Below are 12,163 nucleotides of genomic sequence, written 5' to 3' on the forward strand. Positions count from 1 at the left end.
TGCCTCCTCGGGAACGCGGTTCGCTGGGGCGCCGGCGGCGGCCCCGGGTGTGATCCTGCGTGATGGAGGCTGAACCTGTGCTGAGAGACCCCCGCGGGACCGGCGTTCAGCCGGTGTGCGTGCGGCGGGCCAGCACCCGCTGCAGCACCACGAACACCAGCAGGAGCAGGCCGATCACGATCCGGGACCACCAGGAGCTGAGCGTGCCCTCGAACGACAGGATCGTCTGGATCGTGCCGAGCACGAGCACGCCGAGCACGGAGCCGAGGACGAAACCGGAGCCGCCGGTGAGCAGCGTCCCGCCGATGACGACGGCGGCGATCGCGTCCAGCTCCACCCCGACGGCGTGCAGGCTGTAGCCGGACAGCATGTAGAAGGTGAACAGCAGGCCGCCCAGGGCGGAGCAGGCCCCGCTGATCACGTACACGCCCACCCTGGCCTGCGCCACCCGCAGCCCCATCAGCAGCGCGGACTGCGGGTTGCCGCCGACGGCGTACACCGTGCGGCCGAACCGGGTCAGGTGCAGCACGTAGACCGCGACGGCCACGACGGCGAGGGCGACGAGCGCGCTCGGGCTGAGGAACAGGTCCTCGCCCAGCGGTACCGCGGTCTGCGCGACCGTGCGGAACAGCGGGTCGTCGATCGGGACGGACTCCAGGTCGATCACGTAGCAGAGGCCCCGCGCGAGGAACATCCCGGCGAGCGTGACGATGAACGGCTGGAGGTCGAGGTAGTGGATCACCGCGCCCATGGCGAGGCCGAAGAGCGCACCGCCCGCGAGGACCAGCACCATCACGACCAGCGGCGGCCAGCCTGCGCGCAGCAGCGCCGCGGCCACCATCGTCGAGAGCGCGACGACCGACCCGACCGACAGGTCGATGCCCCCGGTGAGGATCACGAACGTCATCCCGACCGCGAGCACCACGAGGAAGGCGTTGTCGATCAGCAGGTTGAGCAGCACCTGCCCGGACCCGAACGACTCGTAGCGCAGCGCTCCGCCGGAGAACATCAGCACGAACAGCGCGAACGTCACGACGACCGGCAGGAACCGGGTGGGCACGCGGCGGGGGCGGAGGCGCCCGGCGAGGGCGGTCATCGCTTGGTCCCCGCCGTCTCGACCGGCACGGCGGGCGCCGCGGGGGGAGTGGCGTCCGCGCGGCGGCGTCGCCGCAGCAGTGCCCGTACCTTCGGCGCCTGGGCGAGGAACACCAGGATGACGACCAGCGCCTTGAACACGAGCGACACCTCCGGGGGGATGCCCACGGAGTAGATCGTGGTGGTCAGCGTCTGGATCGTGAGCGCGCCGAGCAGGGTGCCGGCGATCGAGTAGCGCCCGCCGGCGAGCGAGGTACCACCGATGACGACGGCGAGGATCGCGTCGAGCTCCAGCCACAGGCCGGCGTTGTTGGCGTCGGCGGCGTTGACGTTCGAGCTGATCATCAGGCCCGCCACGGCGGCGCACAGCGCGGCGAAGACGTAGACGGTCCACACGATGCTGCGCGACCGCACGCCGGCGAGCCGGCTGGCCTCCGGGTTGATGCCCACGGCCTCGACGAGCGTGCCCAGGGCGGTGCGCCGGGTCACGAGCGACACCAGCGCGTACACCGCCGCGGCCACCACCACCGTCAGCGGGACGGCGAGCAGGGCGCTGCCGGACAGGCCGGAGAAGAACCCGTTGTTCACGGTGATGATCTGCCCGTCGGTGACGAGCTGGGCGAGGCCGCGCCCGGCCGTCATCAGCACGAGCGTGGCGATGATCGGCTGGATGCCGAGGCGGGCGACGAGGAAGCCGTTCCACGCGCCGAGCGCCACCGCGAGCGCGAGGGCGAGCCCGATGCCGGCGAGCGCGGCGCCGGGGCTCGCCGGGTCGGGACTGCTCGCGATCCACGTGCACGCCACCGCGCCGGAGATCGCGACGACCGCGCCGACGGACAGGTCGATCCCGCGCGTGGCGATCACCAGCGTCATGCCGAGCGCGACCAGCGCCAGCGGGGCGCCGTTGTGCAGGATGTCCACGAGGCTCCCGTAGAGCCTGCCGTCCTGCAGCCGCACCGCGAAGAAGCTCGGCGTCACCGCCAGGTTGAGCAGCAGCAGGGCGACGAGCGGCCAGACCGGCTTGCGCAGCAGCTCACGCACGGGCGTCCCCTCCGGTGGCGATCAGCTCCATGACCCGGTCCAGCTCCACGTCCTCGCCCGCGAGCTCGGCCACCGGCCTGCGGTCGCGCAGGACGAGCACGCGGTCGGACAACCGCACGACCTCGTCGAGCTCCGCGGAGATGAACACGACCGCGGTGCCCTGGCGGGCCTGCTCGGCGACGAGCTCCTGGATCTGGGCCTTCGCGCCGACGTCGATGCCGCGCGTCGGCTCGTCGAGGATGAGCAGCCGCGGCTGCGTGATCAGCCACCGGGCCAGCAGCACCTTCTGCTGGTTGCCGCCCGACAGGTTGCGCAGCAGCGCGTCCGGGTCGGCCGGGCGGATGTCGAGCAGCTCGATCCAGCGCCGGGTGAGCTCGTCCTGGCGGCGCCGCGGGATCCGGCGGGTCCAGCCGCGGGAGGCCTGCATCGCGAGCACGATGTTGTCCCGCACCGACAGGTCCGCGACCACGCCTTCGGCCTTGCGGTCCTCGGAGCTGAACGCGATGCCGGCGTCGATCGCCGCGCGCGGGGTCCGCAGGCGCACCGGGCGCCCGCCGACCGTGACCTCGCCGGTGTCGGCGCGGTCGGCGCCGAACAGCAGCCGCGCGAGCTCGGTGCGCCCGGACCCGAGGAGCCCCGCCAGCCCGACGACCTCGCCCGCCCGGACCGCGAGGTCCACCGGCGCGACCGCACCGCGACGCCCGAGCCCGGCCGCCGCGACGACGGGCGGCGCCGCGTCGGCGGCGGGCTCGGCGGGCGCGCGGTCGAGCCGCTCCAGCACCTCGAGCTCGCGGCCCACCATCGCGGACACGAGCTGCACCCGCGAGATCTCGGAGGTGCGGTGCTCACCGACCCGGCGCCCGTTGCGCAGCACGGTCATGCGGTCGGAGATCTCGTAGACCTGCTCGATGAAGTGCGACACGAACAGGATCGCGACCCCCTTCCCGCGCAGCCGGCGGACCACCCGGAAGAGCTCGGCGACCTCGCCCGCGTCCAGGCTGGAGGTGGGCTCGTCGAGCACCAGCACCCGGGCGTCCACCTCGACGGCCCGGGCGATCGCGACGAGCTGCTGGAGCGCGATCGGGTGGGCGCCGAGCTGCGAGGCCGGGTCGAGGTCCAGGTGCAGGCCGGCCAGCACCTCGGCGGCGCGGCGGCGCACGCCGCGCCAGTCGATGCGACCGGCGCGGCGCGGCTCGCGCCCGAGCAGCAGGTTCTCCGCCACCGAGAGGTTCGGGCAGAGGTTCACCTCCTGGTAGACCGTGCTGATCCCGGCGGCCTGGGCCGCGGCCGGTCCGGTGAACGCCACCGGCTCGCCGAGCACCCGGATCTCGCCCGCGTCCACCGGGTGCACCCCGGTGAGCGCCTTGATCAGCGTCGACTTCCCGGCCCCGTTCTCACCCATCAGGGCGTGCACCTCGCCCGGGTACAGCCGCAGGTCCACCGACTCGAGGGCCTGGACCGGCCCGAACGCCACGGAGATGCCGGTCATCTCCACCAGGGGGGCCTGCTCCATCAGTACTGGCGGCTCGGCAGCGCGGCCTTGGCGGCCTCGGTGTCGAACGTCGTCTCCTCCGTGACGACGCGTGCGGGCACCTCCTCGCCTGCGGCGACCTTCTGCACGAGGTCCATCAGCTGCGGGCCGAGCAGCGGGTTGCACTCCACGATGTAGTTGATCTTGCCGTCGGCGAGCGCCTGCATGCCGTCCTTCACCGCGTCGACGGTGATGATCTGGATGTCCTGCCCGGGCACCTTGCCGGCCGCCTCGATCGCCTCGATCGCCCCGAGACCCATGTCGTCGTTGTGGGCGTACAGGACGTCGATGTCCGGGTGCGACTTCAGGAACGCCTCCATCACCTGCCGGCCGCCCGAGCGCGTGAAGTCGCCGGTCTGGGACGCGATGACCGTCAGGTTCGGGTTCTGCGCGATCACCTCCGCGAAGCCCTCCTGCCGGTCGATCGCCGGCGCCGAACCGGTGGTGCCCTGCAGCTCGACGATGTTGACCGGTTCGGTCGCGCCCGCGGTCTGCTCCAGCAGCCACTGCCCGGCCTTGCGGCCCTCCTCGATGAAGTCGGACCCGAGGAAGGTGGCGTACAGCGAGGTGTCGGCCGAGTCGACCGAGCGGTCGGTGAGGATCACCGGGATGTTGGCGCGCTTGGCCTCCATGAGCACGGTGTCCCAGCCGGACTCGACGACCGGGCTGAAGGCGATCACGTCCACCCGCTGCTGGATGAACGAGCGGATCGCCTTGATCTGGTTCTCCTGCTTCTGCTGGGCGTCGGAGAACTGCAGCTCGATGCCGGCGGCGGCCGCGGAGTCCTGCACCGACTTCGTGTTCGCGGTGCGCCAGCCGCTCTCCGCGCCGACCTGGGAGAACCCGAGGGTGAGCGGCTCGCCGCCGGCAGGGGCGCCTGCTGCATCCCCGCCCCCTTCCCCGCCGCCGCCTCCGCAGCCGGCCAGCACGAGCGCGGCCGCTGCCGCGGCAGCGAGCATCCGGAGCGCGGGCAACCTCGTCGTCGTCATGCGCACGGCGCCTCCTCAGGCGGTCATCGGGCGGCGGGACCACCGGCCCTGGTGTGATGCACGTCCCACCGGCGCGTAACTGTGAGCGCTAACATGGGTCGCCGTCAAGGGCCCCGGGCGTCACGAGCCGATAACGTGCGCCCGGGGGCGTCGGGCCGTGGTGCTCAGTGGTGCGACGGCGACAGGTGGGCGCGCTCGCCCTGGGGCCCGAACAGCGTGAGCAGCTCCGCGGGCCGGCGGCCTGCGCTGCCGATCCGGTGCGGGATGCGGGTGTCGAACTCCGCGGCCTCGCCGGGGCCGAGGTGGAACTCCTGCTCACCGAGCACGAACCGGACGTGCCCGTCGAGGACGTAGAACCACTCGTAGCCCTCGTGGGTCTGCAGGTCCGTCGTCTCCGACCGGCCGGCGGGCGGGTAGATCACCTTGTAGGCCTGGACGCCCCCGGCCCGCCGGGTCAGCGGCACCACCGTGTACCCGGACCGGCGCACGGGCTTCATGTGGATGCGCGGGTCGCCGGTGGGCGGCGCCGCGACCAGCTCGTCGAGCGGGACGCCGTGCGCCCGGGCCAGCGGCAGCAGCTGCTCCAGCGTGGGGCGGAGCCTGCCGGTCTCGAGGCGCGACAGCGTGCTCGCCGTGAGTCCGGTCTCGGTAGCCAGCTCCGCCAACGTGGTGCCGCGCGCCCGGCGCAGCGCCCGCAGGCGCGGCCCGACCCCGGCGAGGACGTCGTACTCCGTGTCGCTCATGGCGCCATCGTGCAGATCCGCAACATTACTTGCAAGTGTGCAACGTCGGTCCCGATGCTGGTGGCGGAGGTGAGACCCGATGATCAGAACAGTCCGATCGGGCGTGGCGGTGGTGGCGGTCGCTCTCGCGCTGACGACGGCGTGCGCGACGGGAGAGGCGCGGCAGCCCGGCCCGTCGGCCGTGGACACCGCGACCCGCGACGACGCCGAGTTCGCCGAGCGGTTCCGCCACGGGACGGCCGACGTCGACGGGGTGCGGATGCTCGGGCTGCTCCCGTTCACCCGGTCCACGGTCGAGCCGCGCATGCCGCACATCACCCGCGCGGTCGAGGTGCCGGGAGCGGGCCACTGGCTGCCCGAGGAGAACCCGGAGTTCGTCACCGCGCAGCTGCTGGCGTTCCTCGCGGACGGGGCGGCCCGATGACCGCCCACGACGAGGCCGCCGTGTTCTGGGAGCGCCTCTACGCCTCCCGGTCCGGCGGGGGCGGGCGCGCCAACCCGCTGCTCGTCGAGACGGCCGAGCCGCTGCGCCCGGGTCTCGCGCTGGACCTGGGCTGCGGCGCGGGCGGCGACACCCTGTGGCTCGCGCAGCGCGGCTGGCGGGTCGCCGCGGTGGACATCTCGGGCACCGCCGTCGACCGGGTCCAGGCCCGCGCTCGCGAGCTGGGCGTCGGGGCCCGCGTGACCGGCGAGCGGCACGATCTGACGACGAGCTTCCCGGGCGGGAGCTTCGACCTCGTCTCCGCGCAGTACCTGCACACCCCGTTCGCGTTCCCCCGCGGCCGGGTGCTGCGCGCCGCGGCGCAGGCGCTGCGGCCGGGTGGCCTGCTCCTGGTCGTCGACCACGGCTCCATCGCGCCGTGGTCGTGGAACCAGGACCCGGACACGCACTTCCCGACGCCGGACGAGGTCGCCGCCGACCTCGCCCTCGACCCCGCCGGGTGGACCGTGGTGCGCGCGGACACGCCGCGTCGCCGCGCCACCGGACCGGCCGGGGAGACCGCCACCGTCACCGACAACGTCCTGCTCGTCCGGCGAGGCCGCTGATGCCGCGCAGGGACAGCGGGCCCCCGCGCACCGGGGCGGGCGAGAAGGCCACCCTGCAGGGGTTCCTCGACCACCTGCGCCGCGCGGTGGCGGACAAGGCCACCGGCGTGCCGGAGCCGCAGGTCCGCACCGGCGGGGTGCCCTCGGGCACCAGCCTCCTGGGACTGGTGAAGCACCTGACCGCCGTCGAGCGCTTCTACTTCCTCGGTGAGCGGGTCGACGACTGGGCCGCCACCTTCCGGCCGTCCGCGGCAGAGACGGCCGACGGCGTGCTGGCCGCCTACCGGGACGTGGTCGAGCGGGCGAACCAGGTGATCGAGTCGTGTGCGGACCTCACGCTCCCGGCCCCCCGCCCGCCGCGCCGCGGACCGTCGCCCTCCATGCGGTGGGTGCTGGTGCACATGATCGAGGAGACCGGCCGGCACGCCGGGCACGCCGACATCCTGCGCGAGCAGATCGACGGCTCGACCGGGCGGTGAGGGTCAGGACGCCGCCCTCGGATGGCTGTACGCGCCACGGGTCTCGAGCGCTCACCTCACCGGCAGGAGATGGCCCGCTAGGTCGAGACGCGCGGCGCGGCCCGGGTGAGCCCGCCGCCGCGCGGGCTCACGTCTGGGGAACCCCCGCAGGTCGTTCGGATGCCGCGAACACCTCCGGCGATCGCCGTGCCCAGGCCAGGTACTCGGAGACCTGGTCCTCCAGCGGCCGGGGCGCCCAGCCGAGTTCGCTGCGGGCACGGTGGACGGCGTAGCTGCCGTCCTTCCCGTTGCGGAGCGCGGGATCGAGATCGAGCTGTGCACCGCTGTCGGCCCAGACCACTTCCGTTCCGAAGGCCCGGAGGAGCTCGGGAACGGGGATCCGCCGTCCGGCAGCCAGGCTGATCGGCCCCGAAGGGGGCGCGCCGGTGCGGCACAGCGCGACGAGTCCGGCGGCGACATCGCATGCGCTGATCCAGTCGCCGCTCGCGTCGCACGAACGCGTCGTGATCCGGACCGCCCGGCCGGCCACGGTGGCACCCGCCAGGTGGAACGGCACCGACATCGCGGTGCGCGCCCCGGTGGGGCGCTCCATGGGTCCGAACACCTTGCTGAAGCGAAGGATCGGCACCGGCAGCCCGTAGAGATCGGTGAAGCGGGCGGCGATCAGCTCGCCGACGAGCTTGGTGATGCCGTAGGTCTCGTCGGGCCGGGTCGATGTGCTCTCCGGCTGGGGGTCGCGTCCGTCCGGGGTTCCTGCGCCGTAGACCGCTCCGCTGCTGATCAGAATGCAGCGGCCGACCGAGTCCACCTGCCGGGCAGCGTCGAGGACGTGCGCCGTTCCCATCACGTTGACGTCCACGAACCGCGTCGGGTCGGCGCGCTCCAGATCGGGCGCGTGCGTCACGGTCGCGCCGTGGACCACCACGTCCGGCGCGCTCGAGGACGTGAGTGCCCGCACGGCGGCGGCCTCGCGCACGTCGACGCGGTGCGTGCGCACCCGGTCGCGGACGTCGTCGAGGTGGCGCCACCACAGGGCGTCGGGGGTGCTGAGGTCCGCGGCGTCGACCTGCGCCCGTGCGTCGGTCTCGAGCAGGGCCCGGATGAAGACGCTCATGACGAAGCCGGACGCTCCGGTGACCAGGACGCGCATGTCAGCACCTCTCGTTCGCGGCGAGCCCGGACAGCGCGGCCACCGCCTCGTCGTGGTCGAGCAGGACGGGGGCGCCGATGCGCGAGCCGAACGCGGTGAGCTGCGGCGGCCGGATGTTGGTGGTGTCGAGGACGTCGACCATCGCGAACACCTCGCGCGGTGGCCCGTCGGCGAGCACGGACCCGTGCCGCATCGCGATGATGCGGTCCGCGTAGCCCGCGACGAGCGCCATGTCGTGGGAGATGATCACGACGGTGTGTCCCGCCCGGCAGTAGGCGGCGAGTACGTCGAGGATGAGACGGGCCTCGGCCGGGTCCTGGCCGGTCGTGGGCTCGTCGATGACGGCGACCTCCGGCTCCATGACGAGGGTGGCGGCGATCGCCAGACGCTGGCGCTCGCCGCGGCTCATGTGCGCGGGGTTGGTCCGTTCCCGGCCGGCCAGGCCGACGGCGCGCAGCGTCTCGCCCACCCGTGGACCGATCTCCGCCTCCGGCACGCCGAGGTTGCGGAGCCCGAACTCGAGCTCCTCGGCGCAGCTGTCGTGGAAGATCTGCCGGTCGGGGTTCTGGAAGACGTAACCGACGTGCCGCGCGATCTGGTGCAGCCGCCGCTCCCCGGTGCGGAACGGGGGCGCCCCGGCAGGTGCGACGGTCACCGTCCCGTCCCGGTTCGTCGGGTGCAGCATGCCGTTCAGGTGCTTGGCCAAGGTCGTCTTGCCCGAGCCGTTCTTCCCGATGATCGCCACGAACTCGCCGCGCCCGATGGCCAGCTCGACCCCGGTCAGGGCGGCGACACCACCGGGGTAGACGTGCCGGACGTCGCGCAGCGTCAGGACGTCGGGGCGGGGCACGGCCGAGGGGGCGGCCGGGGCGTGCGGGACGACCCGCCCCACGCCGCCGGTCCACTGCGCAACGGCTTCGTCGACCGTGAGGGGAAGCTCCGTGCTCGGCCACGCCTGCAGCTCGCGCAGGCGGCGGGCGAGCGCGAGCACCGGGGGCCGGTGGACGGCACGGGGCGAGGTCAGCAGCTCCCGGGGGGTCCCGACGGCGGTGACGGCGCCGTGGTCGAGCTGGACGAGCCGGTCGGCGTACTCGGCGAGCTCCTCGACCTTGTGCTCCACGATCACCACCGTCACGCCCTGCGCGGCGACGGTCCGGATCGCGCGCATGACGTCGTCGGTGCCGGCGGGATCGAGCTCGCTGGTCGGTTCGTCGAGGAGCATCACGCGGGGGTCGAGGCAGAACGTTGCCGCCACGACGGTGCGCTGCTTCTCCCCACCGGAGAGCGCGTGCGTGAACCGGTCGAGCAGGTCGGTCAGGCCGAACAGCTCGGCCGCGCGGTCCACCCGGTCCAGGATCACGGGGACCGGCACCCCGCGGTTCTCCATCCCCCAGGCCAGTTCCTCCCGCACGGTCGTGTTGACCAGCTGCACCTCGGGGTCCTGCAGGACCAGGCCGACGTCCGCGGCGACGGATGCCAGCGAGTCCGACTCGGCGAGCTCCCGGCCGAGCACCGAGAGGGAACCCTTGTAGCGGGCGTCGTGCTCGAAGTGCGGGATCACGCCGGCCAGGCACTTGAGCAGCGTGCTCTTGCCCGCGCCGGTCGGTCCGAGGACGCCGAGGATCTCACCCTCGGCGGCCTCGAAGTCGACCTCGTCGAGCGCCCGGCGCTCGGCACCGCGGTAGCGGACCGAGAGGTTGCGGACGGCGATGGTGGTGGACACGGGTCAGGCCTCCCACGGCAGGACGGAGAAGCCGCTCAGCCGCACCGCAGCCATTGCCAGGCCGAGCGCGAGCGTTGCGGCGACGAGCACGACGTCGGACCGGCCCATCCGGAGCTCGTGGACGAACGTCCGTCGGGTCTGCAGGCCGTACCCGCGCAGCTCCATCGACAGGGCGATGTCGCCGCTGCGGCGCAGCGCGCCCAGGAACATCGGGAAGACCATCCGGACCAGCGCCTTCCCGCGCGCCACGGGGTTCCTCGACGACGCGTCGGCGGCGCCGCGCACCGACATCGCGGTGAGCAACGTGCGCGCCTCGTCCTGGATCAGCGGGAGGAACCGGAACGCGAAGCTGGTCAGGTAGGCGAACTTGTAGGGGACCCCGGCCTTGTGCACGGCGAGCGCGATCCCGCTCGGGCTCGTCGTCGCGGCGAACCCGTAGAAGGCGATGCCCATCGTCAGCAACCGGAGCGCGAGCCCGGCACCGAGCAGGAGGCCGCGCTGCGACAGCTCGACCCCGGCCACCGTGGCGGCGACCGGACCCTCCTGCACGACGGCCTGCAGGAGGGTCAGGAGCACCATCAGCGGGACCGTGACGACGAGCGCCTTCCAGTACGACCGCACCGTGAGCCCGGCCAGGACGTGCAGCGCGGCCACGACGACCACGAGCATCACGCCCAGCACGTCGAGCCGGGTCGTGCTCAGGACGCTGACGAGCACCACGAGGATGGCGATCATCTTCGCCCGCGGGTCGGCGCGGTGGAGCACCGAGGCGCCGGGGCGGTAGAGCATGCCGCCGCTCATGCCGGTTCAGATCTCCTCGGCGCTGAGCGGGCGAGACGCGCTGCCGGCGCCTCGGATCAGGCCGGTCCGCAGGAGTCGTCGCATGACCACGTAGGTGATGAAGCTGCCCGCGAAGAAGCACGGCTGGATGACCAGGATCTGGCCGACGATGAAGTCCCACGGCATGTGCAGGATCAGCCGGTTGCCGATGCCGAACACCACGGCGTCGGCGAGGCCGCCGATCTGGCCGATGACCAGCACCTCCCAGAGCTTCAGCCCGCGGGTGGACCGCTTCATGAGCCAGACGAGCAGGGCGACCGGCAGCGTGTGCCCGGCGTTGGTGAGGAACAGGAACGGCGCCATCGGCTGCGAGGCGGTGAGGTTCGAGATGATCGGGTTGATCCAGGCGGTGATCAGCGCGCCCGTGAGGCCGTAGAAGGCCGAAGCGGGCACCCAGATCGCGCAGACCACGACGGCCGAGACGAGCGGGATGGTGCCGCCGGTCAGGGCGAGGTCGATCCGCTCGGTGATCTGCAGGATCACGGCCATGATCAGCCCGAGGAAGACGCAGGTGATCAGCGTCCGGTTGTCCCGCGGGAGGAGGCGGAACTCCCAGTTGGGAAGGGTCGTCCAGGTGCTGCGTTCCATGACGGGTCCTCTGCTGGTGGGCTACTGCACGGGGCCGTGGTGGGTGTGCCAGTGCTCGGCGATGTCGATCCGGCGGGTCAGCCAGACGCCGTCGCGGGCGGTGACGTGGTCGAGGAAGCGGGCCAGGTCCGCGGCGCGACCGGGGCGACCCGCGATCCGGCAGTGCAGCCCGACGCTCATCATCTTGGGAGCGTCGGCGCCCTCGGCGTGGAGCAGGTCGAAGGCCGCGATCAGGTAGTCGGAGAAGCGCTGGCCGCCGTAGCCGTAGCTGTTGAGGTAGCGGCCGTCGTTGTTGTCGAGCGTGTACGGGATCACAAGGTGCCGCGTGCCGGCGACGTCGGCCCAGTAGGGCAGGTCGTCGGCGAAGGAGTCGGAGTCGTACCGGAAGCCACCGGCCTCGACCAGCAGCGCGCGGGTCCGCGGTGACATCCGGCCCGTGTACCAGCCGGTGGGGCGGGCGCCGGTGGCCTTCGTGTGCACCTCGATCGCCCGCTGGATGTGCTCGCGCTCGACCACGGGCGGGACCTGCGCGTAGTCGATCCAGCGCAGCCCGTGGCTCGCGATCTCCCAGTCCGCCTCCTGCATGGCGGCGACCGCCTCGGGGTTGCGCGCGAGCGCCTCGGCGATGCCGTAGACGGTCACCGGGACCCGCCGCTGCGTGAGCAGCCGGTGCAGCCGCCAGAACCCGGCGCGGCTGCCGTACTCGTACTGCGACTCCACGTTGATGTTGCGCAGGTTGGGCACGGCGGTCGCCGGTTCCTCGGTCAGGAACGCCTCGGCGTGCGCGTCACCGTGCAGGACCGAGTGCTCGCCGCCCTCCTCGTAGTTGACGACGATCTGCACGGCGACGCGCGCGCCGCCGGGCCAGCGGGGGTCGACCGGCCGCCGGCCGTATCCGACCAGGTCGCGGGGGTAGGGGGTCATCGGCGCTCCTCGC

General features: G+C 72.9%; 13 protein-coding genes. 3 read left to right on the top strand and 10 right to left on the bottom strand.

Going from position 1 to position 12,163, the window contains the following annotated elements; all coding sequences use genetic code 11:
- Positions 1-106: 106 nt before the first annotated feature.
- The 5 genes from yjfF to FB558_RS21035 all read right to left on the bottom strand — a co-directional run bounded on the left by yjfF (position 107) and on the right by FB558_RS21035 (position 5,399).
- Positions 107-1,096 (bottom strand): galactofuranose ABC transporter, permease protein YjfF, encoded by a 990-nt coding sequence (gene yjfF / locus FB558_RS21015; protein ID WP_142056009.1) that lies wholly within the window; start codon positions 1,094-1,096, stop codon positions 107-109.
- On the bottom strand, positions 1,093-2,136 hold the full coding sequence (locus FB558_RS21020; protein WP_425468044.1) for an ABC transporter permease: 1,044 nt from the start codon (positions 2,134-2,136) through the stop codon (positions 1,093-1,095). Before FB558_RS21020 ends, yjfF begins: the two co-directional genes overlap by 4 nt.
- Positions 2,129-3,649: a sugar ABC transporter ATP-binding protein gene (locus FB558_RS21025; RefSeq protein WP_246106640.1), complete on the bottom strand. Its 1,521-nt coding sequence runs from the start codon at positions 3,647-3,649 to the stop codon at positions 2,129-2,131. Before FB558_RS21025 ends, FB558_RS21020 begins: the two co-directional genes overlap by 8 nt.
- Complete coding sequence (locus tag FB558_RS21030; RefSeq protein WP_246106641.1) at positions 3,649-4,656, bottom strand: ABC transporter substrate-binding protein; 1,008 nt, start codon at positions 4,654-4,656, stop codon at positions 3,649-3,651. The genes FB558_RS21025 and FB558_RS21030 overlap by 1 nt, the downstream gene beginning before the upstream one ends.
- 164 nt (positions 4,657-4,820) lie before the next feature.
- A complete protein-coding gene (locus FB558_RS21035; protein ID WP_142056011.1) occupies positions 4,821-5,399 on the bottom strand; it encodes a helix-turn-helix domain-containing protein in 579 nt (192 codons plus the stop codon).
- A 79-nt stretch (positions 5,400-5,478) separates the two neighbouring features.
- Between FB558_RS21035 and FB558_RS45540 the strand changes: the two genes are divergently transcribed.
- From FB558_RS45540 to FB558_RS21050, 3 genes are read left to right on the top strand one after another with little or no spacing between them, the layout of a single operon-like run.
- A complete protein-coding gene (locus FB558_RS45540) occupies positions 5,479-5,823 on the top strand; it encodes an alpha/beta fold hydrolase (protein WP_211366717.1) in 345 nt (114 codons plus the stop codon).
- Positions 5,820-6,446, top strand: coding sequence for an SAM-dependent methyltransferase (locus FB558_RS21045; RefSeq protein ID WP_142056013.1), 627 nt, complete (start codon positions 5,820-5,822; stop codon positions 6,444-6,446). Before FB558_RS45540 ends, FB558_RS21045 begins: the two co-directional genes overlap by 4 nt.
- The gene (locus tag FB558_RS21050; protein WP_142056015.1) at positions 6,446-6,925 is read left to right on the top strand and encodes a DinB family protein; all 480 of its coding nucleotides are present in this window, start codon (positions 6,446-6,448) and stop codon (positions 6,923-6,925) included. The genes FB558_RS21045 and FB558_RS21050 overlap by 1 nt, the downstream gene beginning before the upstream one ends.
- 127 nt (positions 6,926-7,052) lie before the next feature.
- Here FB558_RS21050 and FB558_RS21055 read toward each other — a convergent pair whose 3' ends face one another.
- The 5 genes from FB558_RS21055 to puuE are packed head-to-tail and all read right to left on the bottom strand — an operon-like array spanning position 7,053 to position 12,150.
- Positions 7,053-8,075 (bottom strand): NAD-dependent epimerase/dehydratase family protein, encoded by a 1,023-nt coding sequence (locus tag FB558_RS21055; protein ID WP_142056017.1) that lies wholly within the window; start codon positions 8,073-8,075, stop codon positions 7,053-7,055.
- Position 8,076: 1 nt separating this feature from the next.
- Entirely contained in the window at positions 8,077-9,798 is a 1,722-nt protein-coding gene (locus tag FB558_RS21060; protein ID WP_142056019.1) for an ABC transporter ATP-binding protein, read from the bottom strand.
- Between the two features lie 3 nt (positions 9,799-9,801).
- On the bottom strand, positions 9,802-10,599 hold the full coding sequence (locus FB558_RS21065; protein ID WP_142056021.1) for an energy-coupling factor transporter transmembrane component T family protein: 798 nt from the start codon (positions 10,597-10,599) through the stop codon (positions 9,802-9,804).
- 6 nt (positions 10,600-10,605) lie between these two features.
- Positions 10,606-11,226 carry a hypothetical protein gene (locus FB558_RS21070; RefSeq protein WP_142056023.1) on the bottom strand — a complete coding sequence of 207 codons (621 nt, stop codon included), beginning with the start codon at positions 11,224-11,226 and terminating at the stop codon, positions 10,606-10,608.
- Between the two features lie 21 nt (positions 11,227-11,247).
- Entirely contained in the window at positions 11,248-12,150 is a 903-nt protein-coding gene (gene puuE, locus FB558_RS21075; protein WP_142056025.1) for an allantoinase PuuE, read from the bottom strand.
- Positions 12,151-12,163: the final 13 nt, after the last annotated feature.

The organism is Pseudonocardia kunmingensis (genome assembly GCF_006716445.1).
Lineage (GTDB): Bacteria > Actinomycetota > Actinomycetes > Mycobacteriales > Pseudonocardiaceae > Pseudonocardia > Pseudonocardia kunmingensis.

What these genes read in the sequence shown, in the direction of transcription:
- yjfF (WP_142056009.1), bottom strand. Translation starts at nt 1,096, where the DNA reads ATGACCGCCCTCGCCGGGCGCCTCCGCCCCCGCCGCGTGCCCACCCGG.
- FB558_RS21025 (WP_246106640.1), bottom strand. Translation starts at nt 3,649, where the DNA reads ATGGAGCAGGCCCCCCTGGTGGAGATGACCGGCATCTCCGTGGCGTTC.
- FB558_RS21030 (WP_246106641.1), bottom strand. Translation starts at nt 4,656, where the DNA reads ATGACGACGACGAGGTTGCCCGCGCTCCGGATGCTCGCTGCCGCGGCA.
- FB558_RS21035 (WP_142056011.1), bottom strand. Translation starts at nt 5,399, where the DNA reads ATGAGCGACACGGAGTACGACGTCCTCGCCGGGGTCGGGCCGCGCCTG.
- FB558_RS45540 (WP_211366717.1), top strand. Translation starts at nt 5,479, where the DNA reads ATGATCAGAACAGTCCGATCGGGCGTGGCGGTGGTGGCGGTCGCTCTC.
- FB558_RS21045 (WP_142056013.1), top strand. Translation starts at nt 5,820, where the DNA reads ATGACCGCCCACGACGAGGCCGCCGTGTTCTGGGAGCGCCTCTACGCC.
- FB558_RS21050 (WP_142056015.1), top strand. Translation starts at nt 6,446, where the DNA reads ATGCCGCGCAGGGACAGCGGGCCCCCGCGCACCGGGGCGGGCGAGAAG.
- FB558_RS21055 (WP_142056017.1), bottom strand. Translation starts at nt 8,075, where the DNA reads ATGCGCGTCCTGGTCACCGGAGCGTCCGGCTTCGTCATGAGCGTCTTC.
- FB558_RS21065 (WP_142056021.1), bottom strand. Translation starts at nt 10,599, where the DNA reads ATGAGCGGCGGCATGCTCTACCGCCCCGGCGCCTCGGTGCTCCACCGC.
- FB558_RS21070 (WP_142056023.1), bottom strand. Translation starts at nt 11,226, where the DNA reads ATGGAACGCAGCACCTGGACGACCCTTCCCAACTGGGAGTTCCGCCTC.
- puuE (WP_142056025.1), bottom strand. Translation starts at nt 12,150, where the DNA reads ATGACCCCCTACCCCCGCGACCTGGTCGGATACGGCCGGCGGCCGGTC.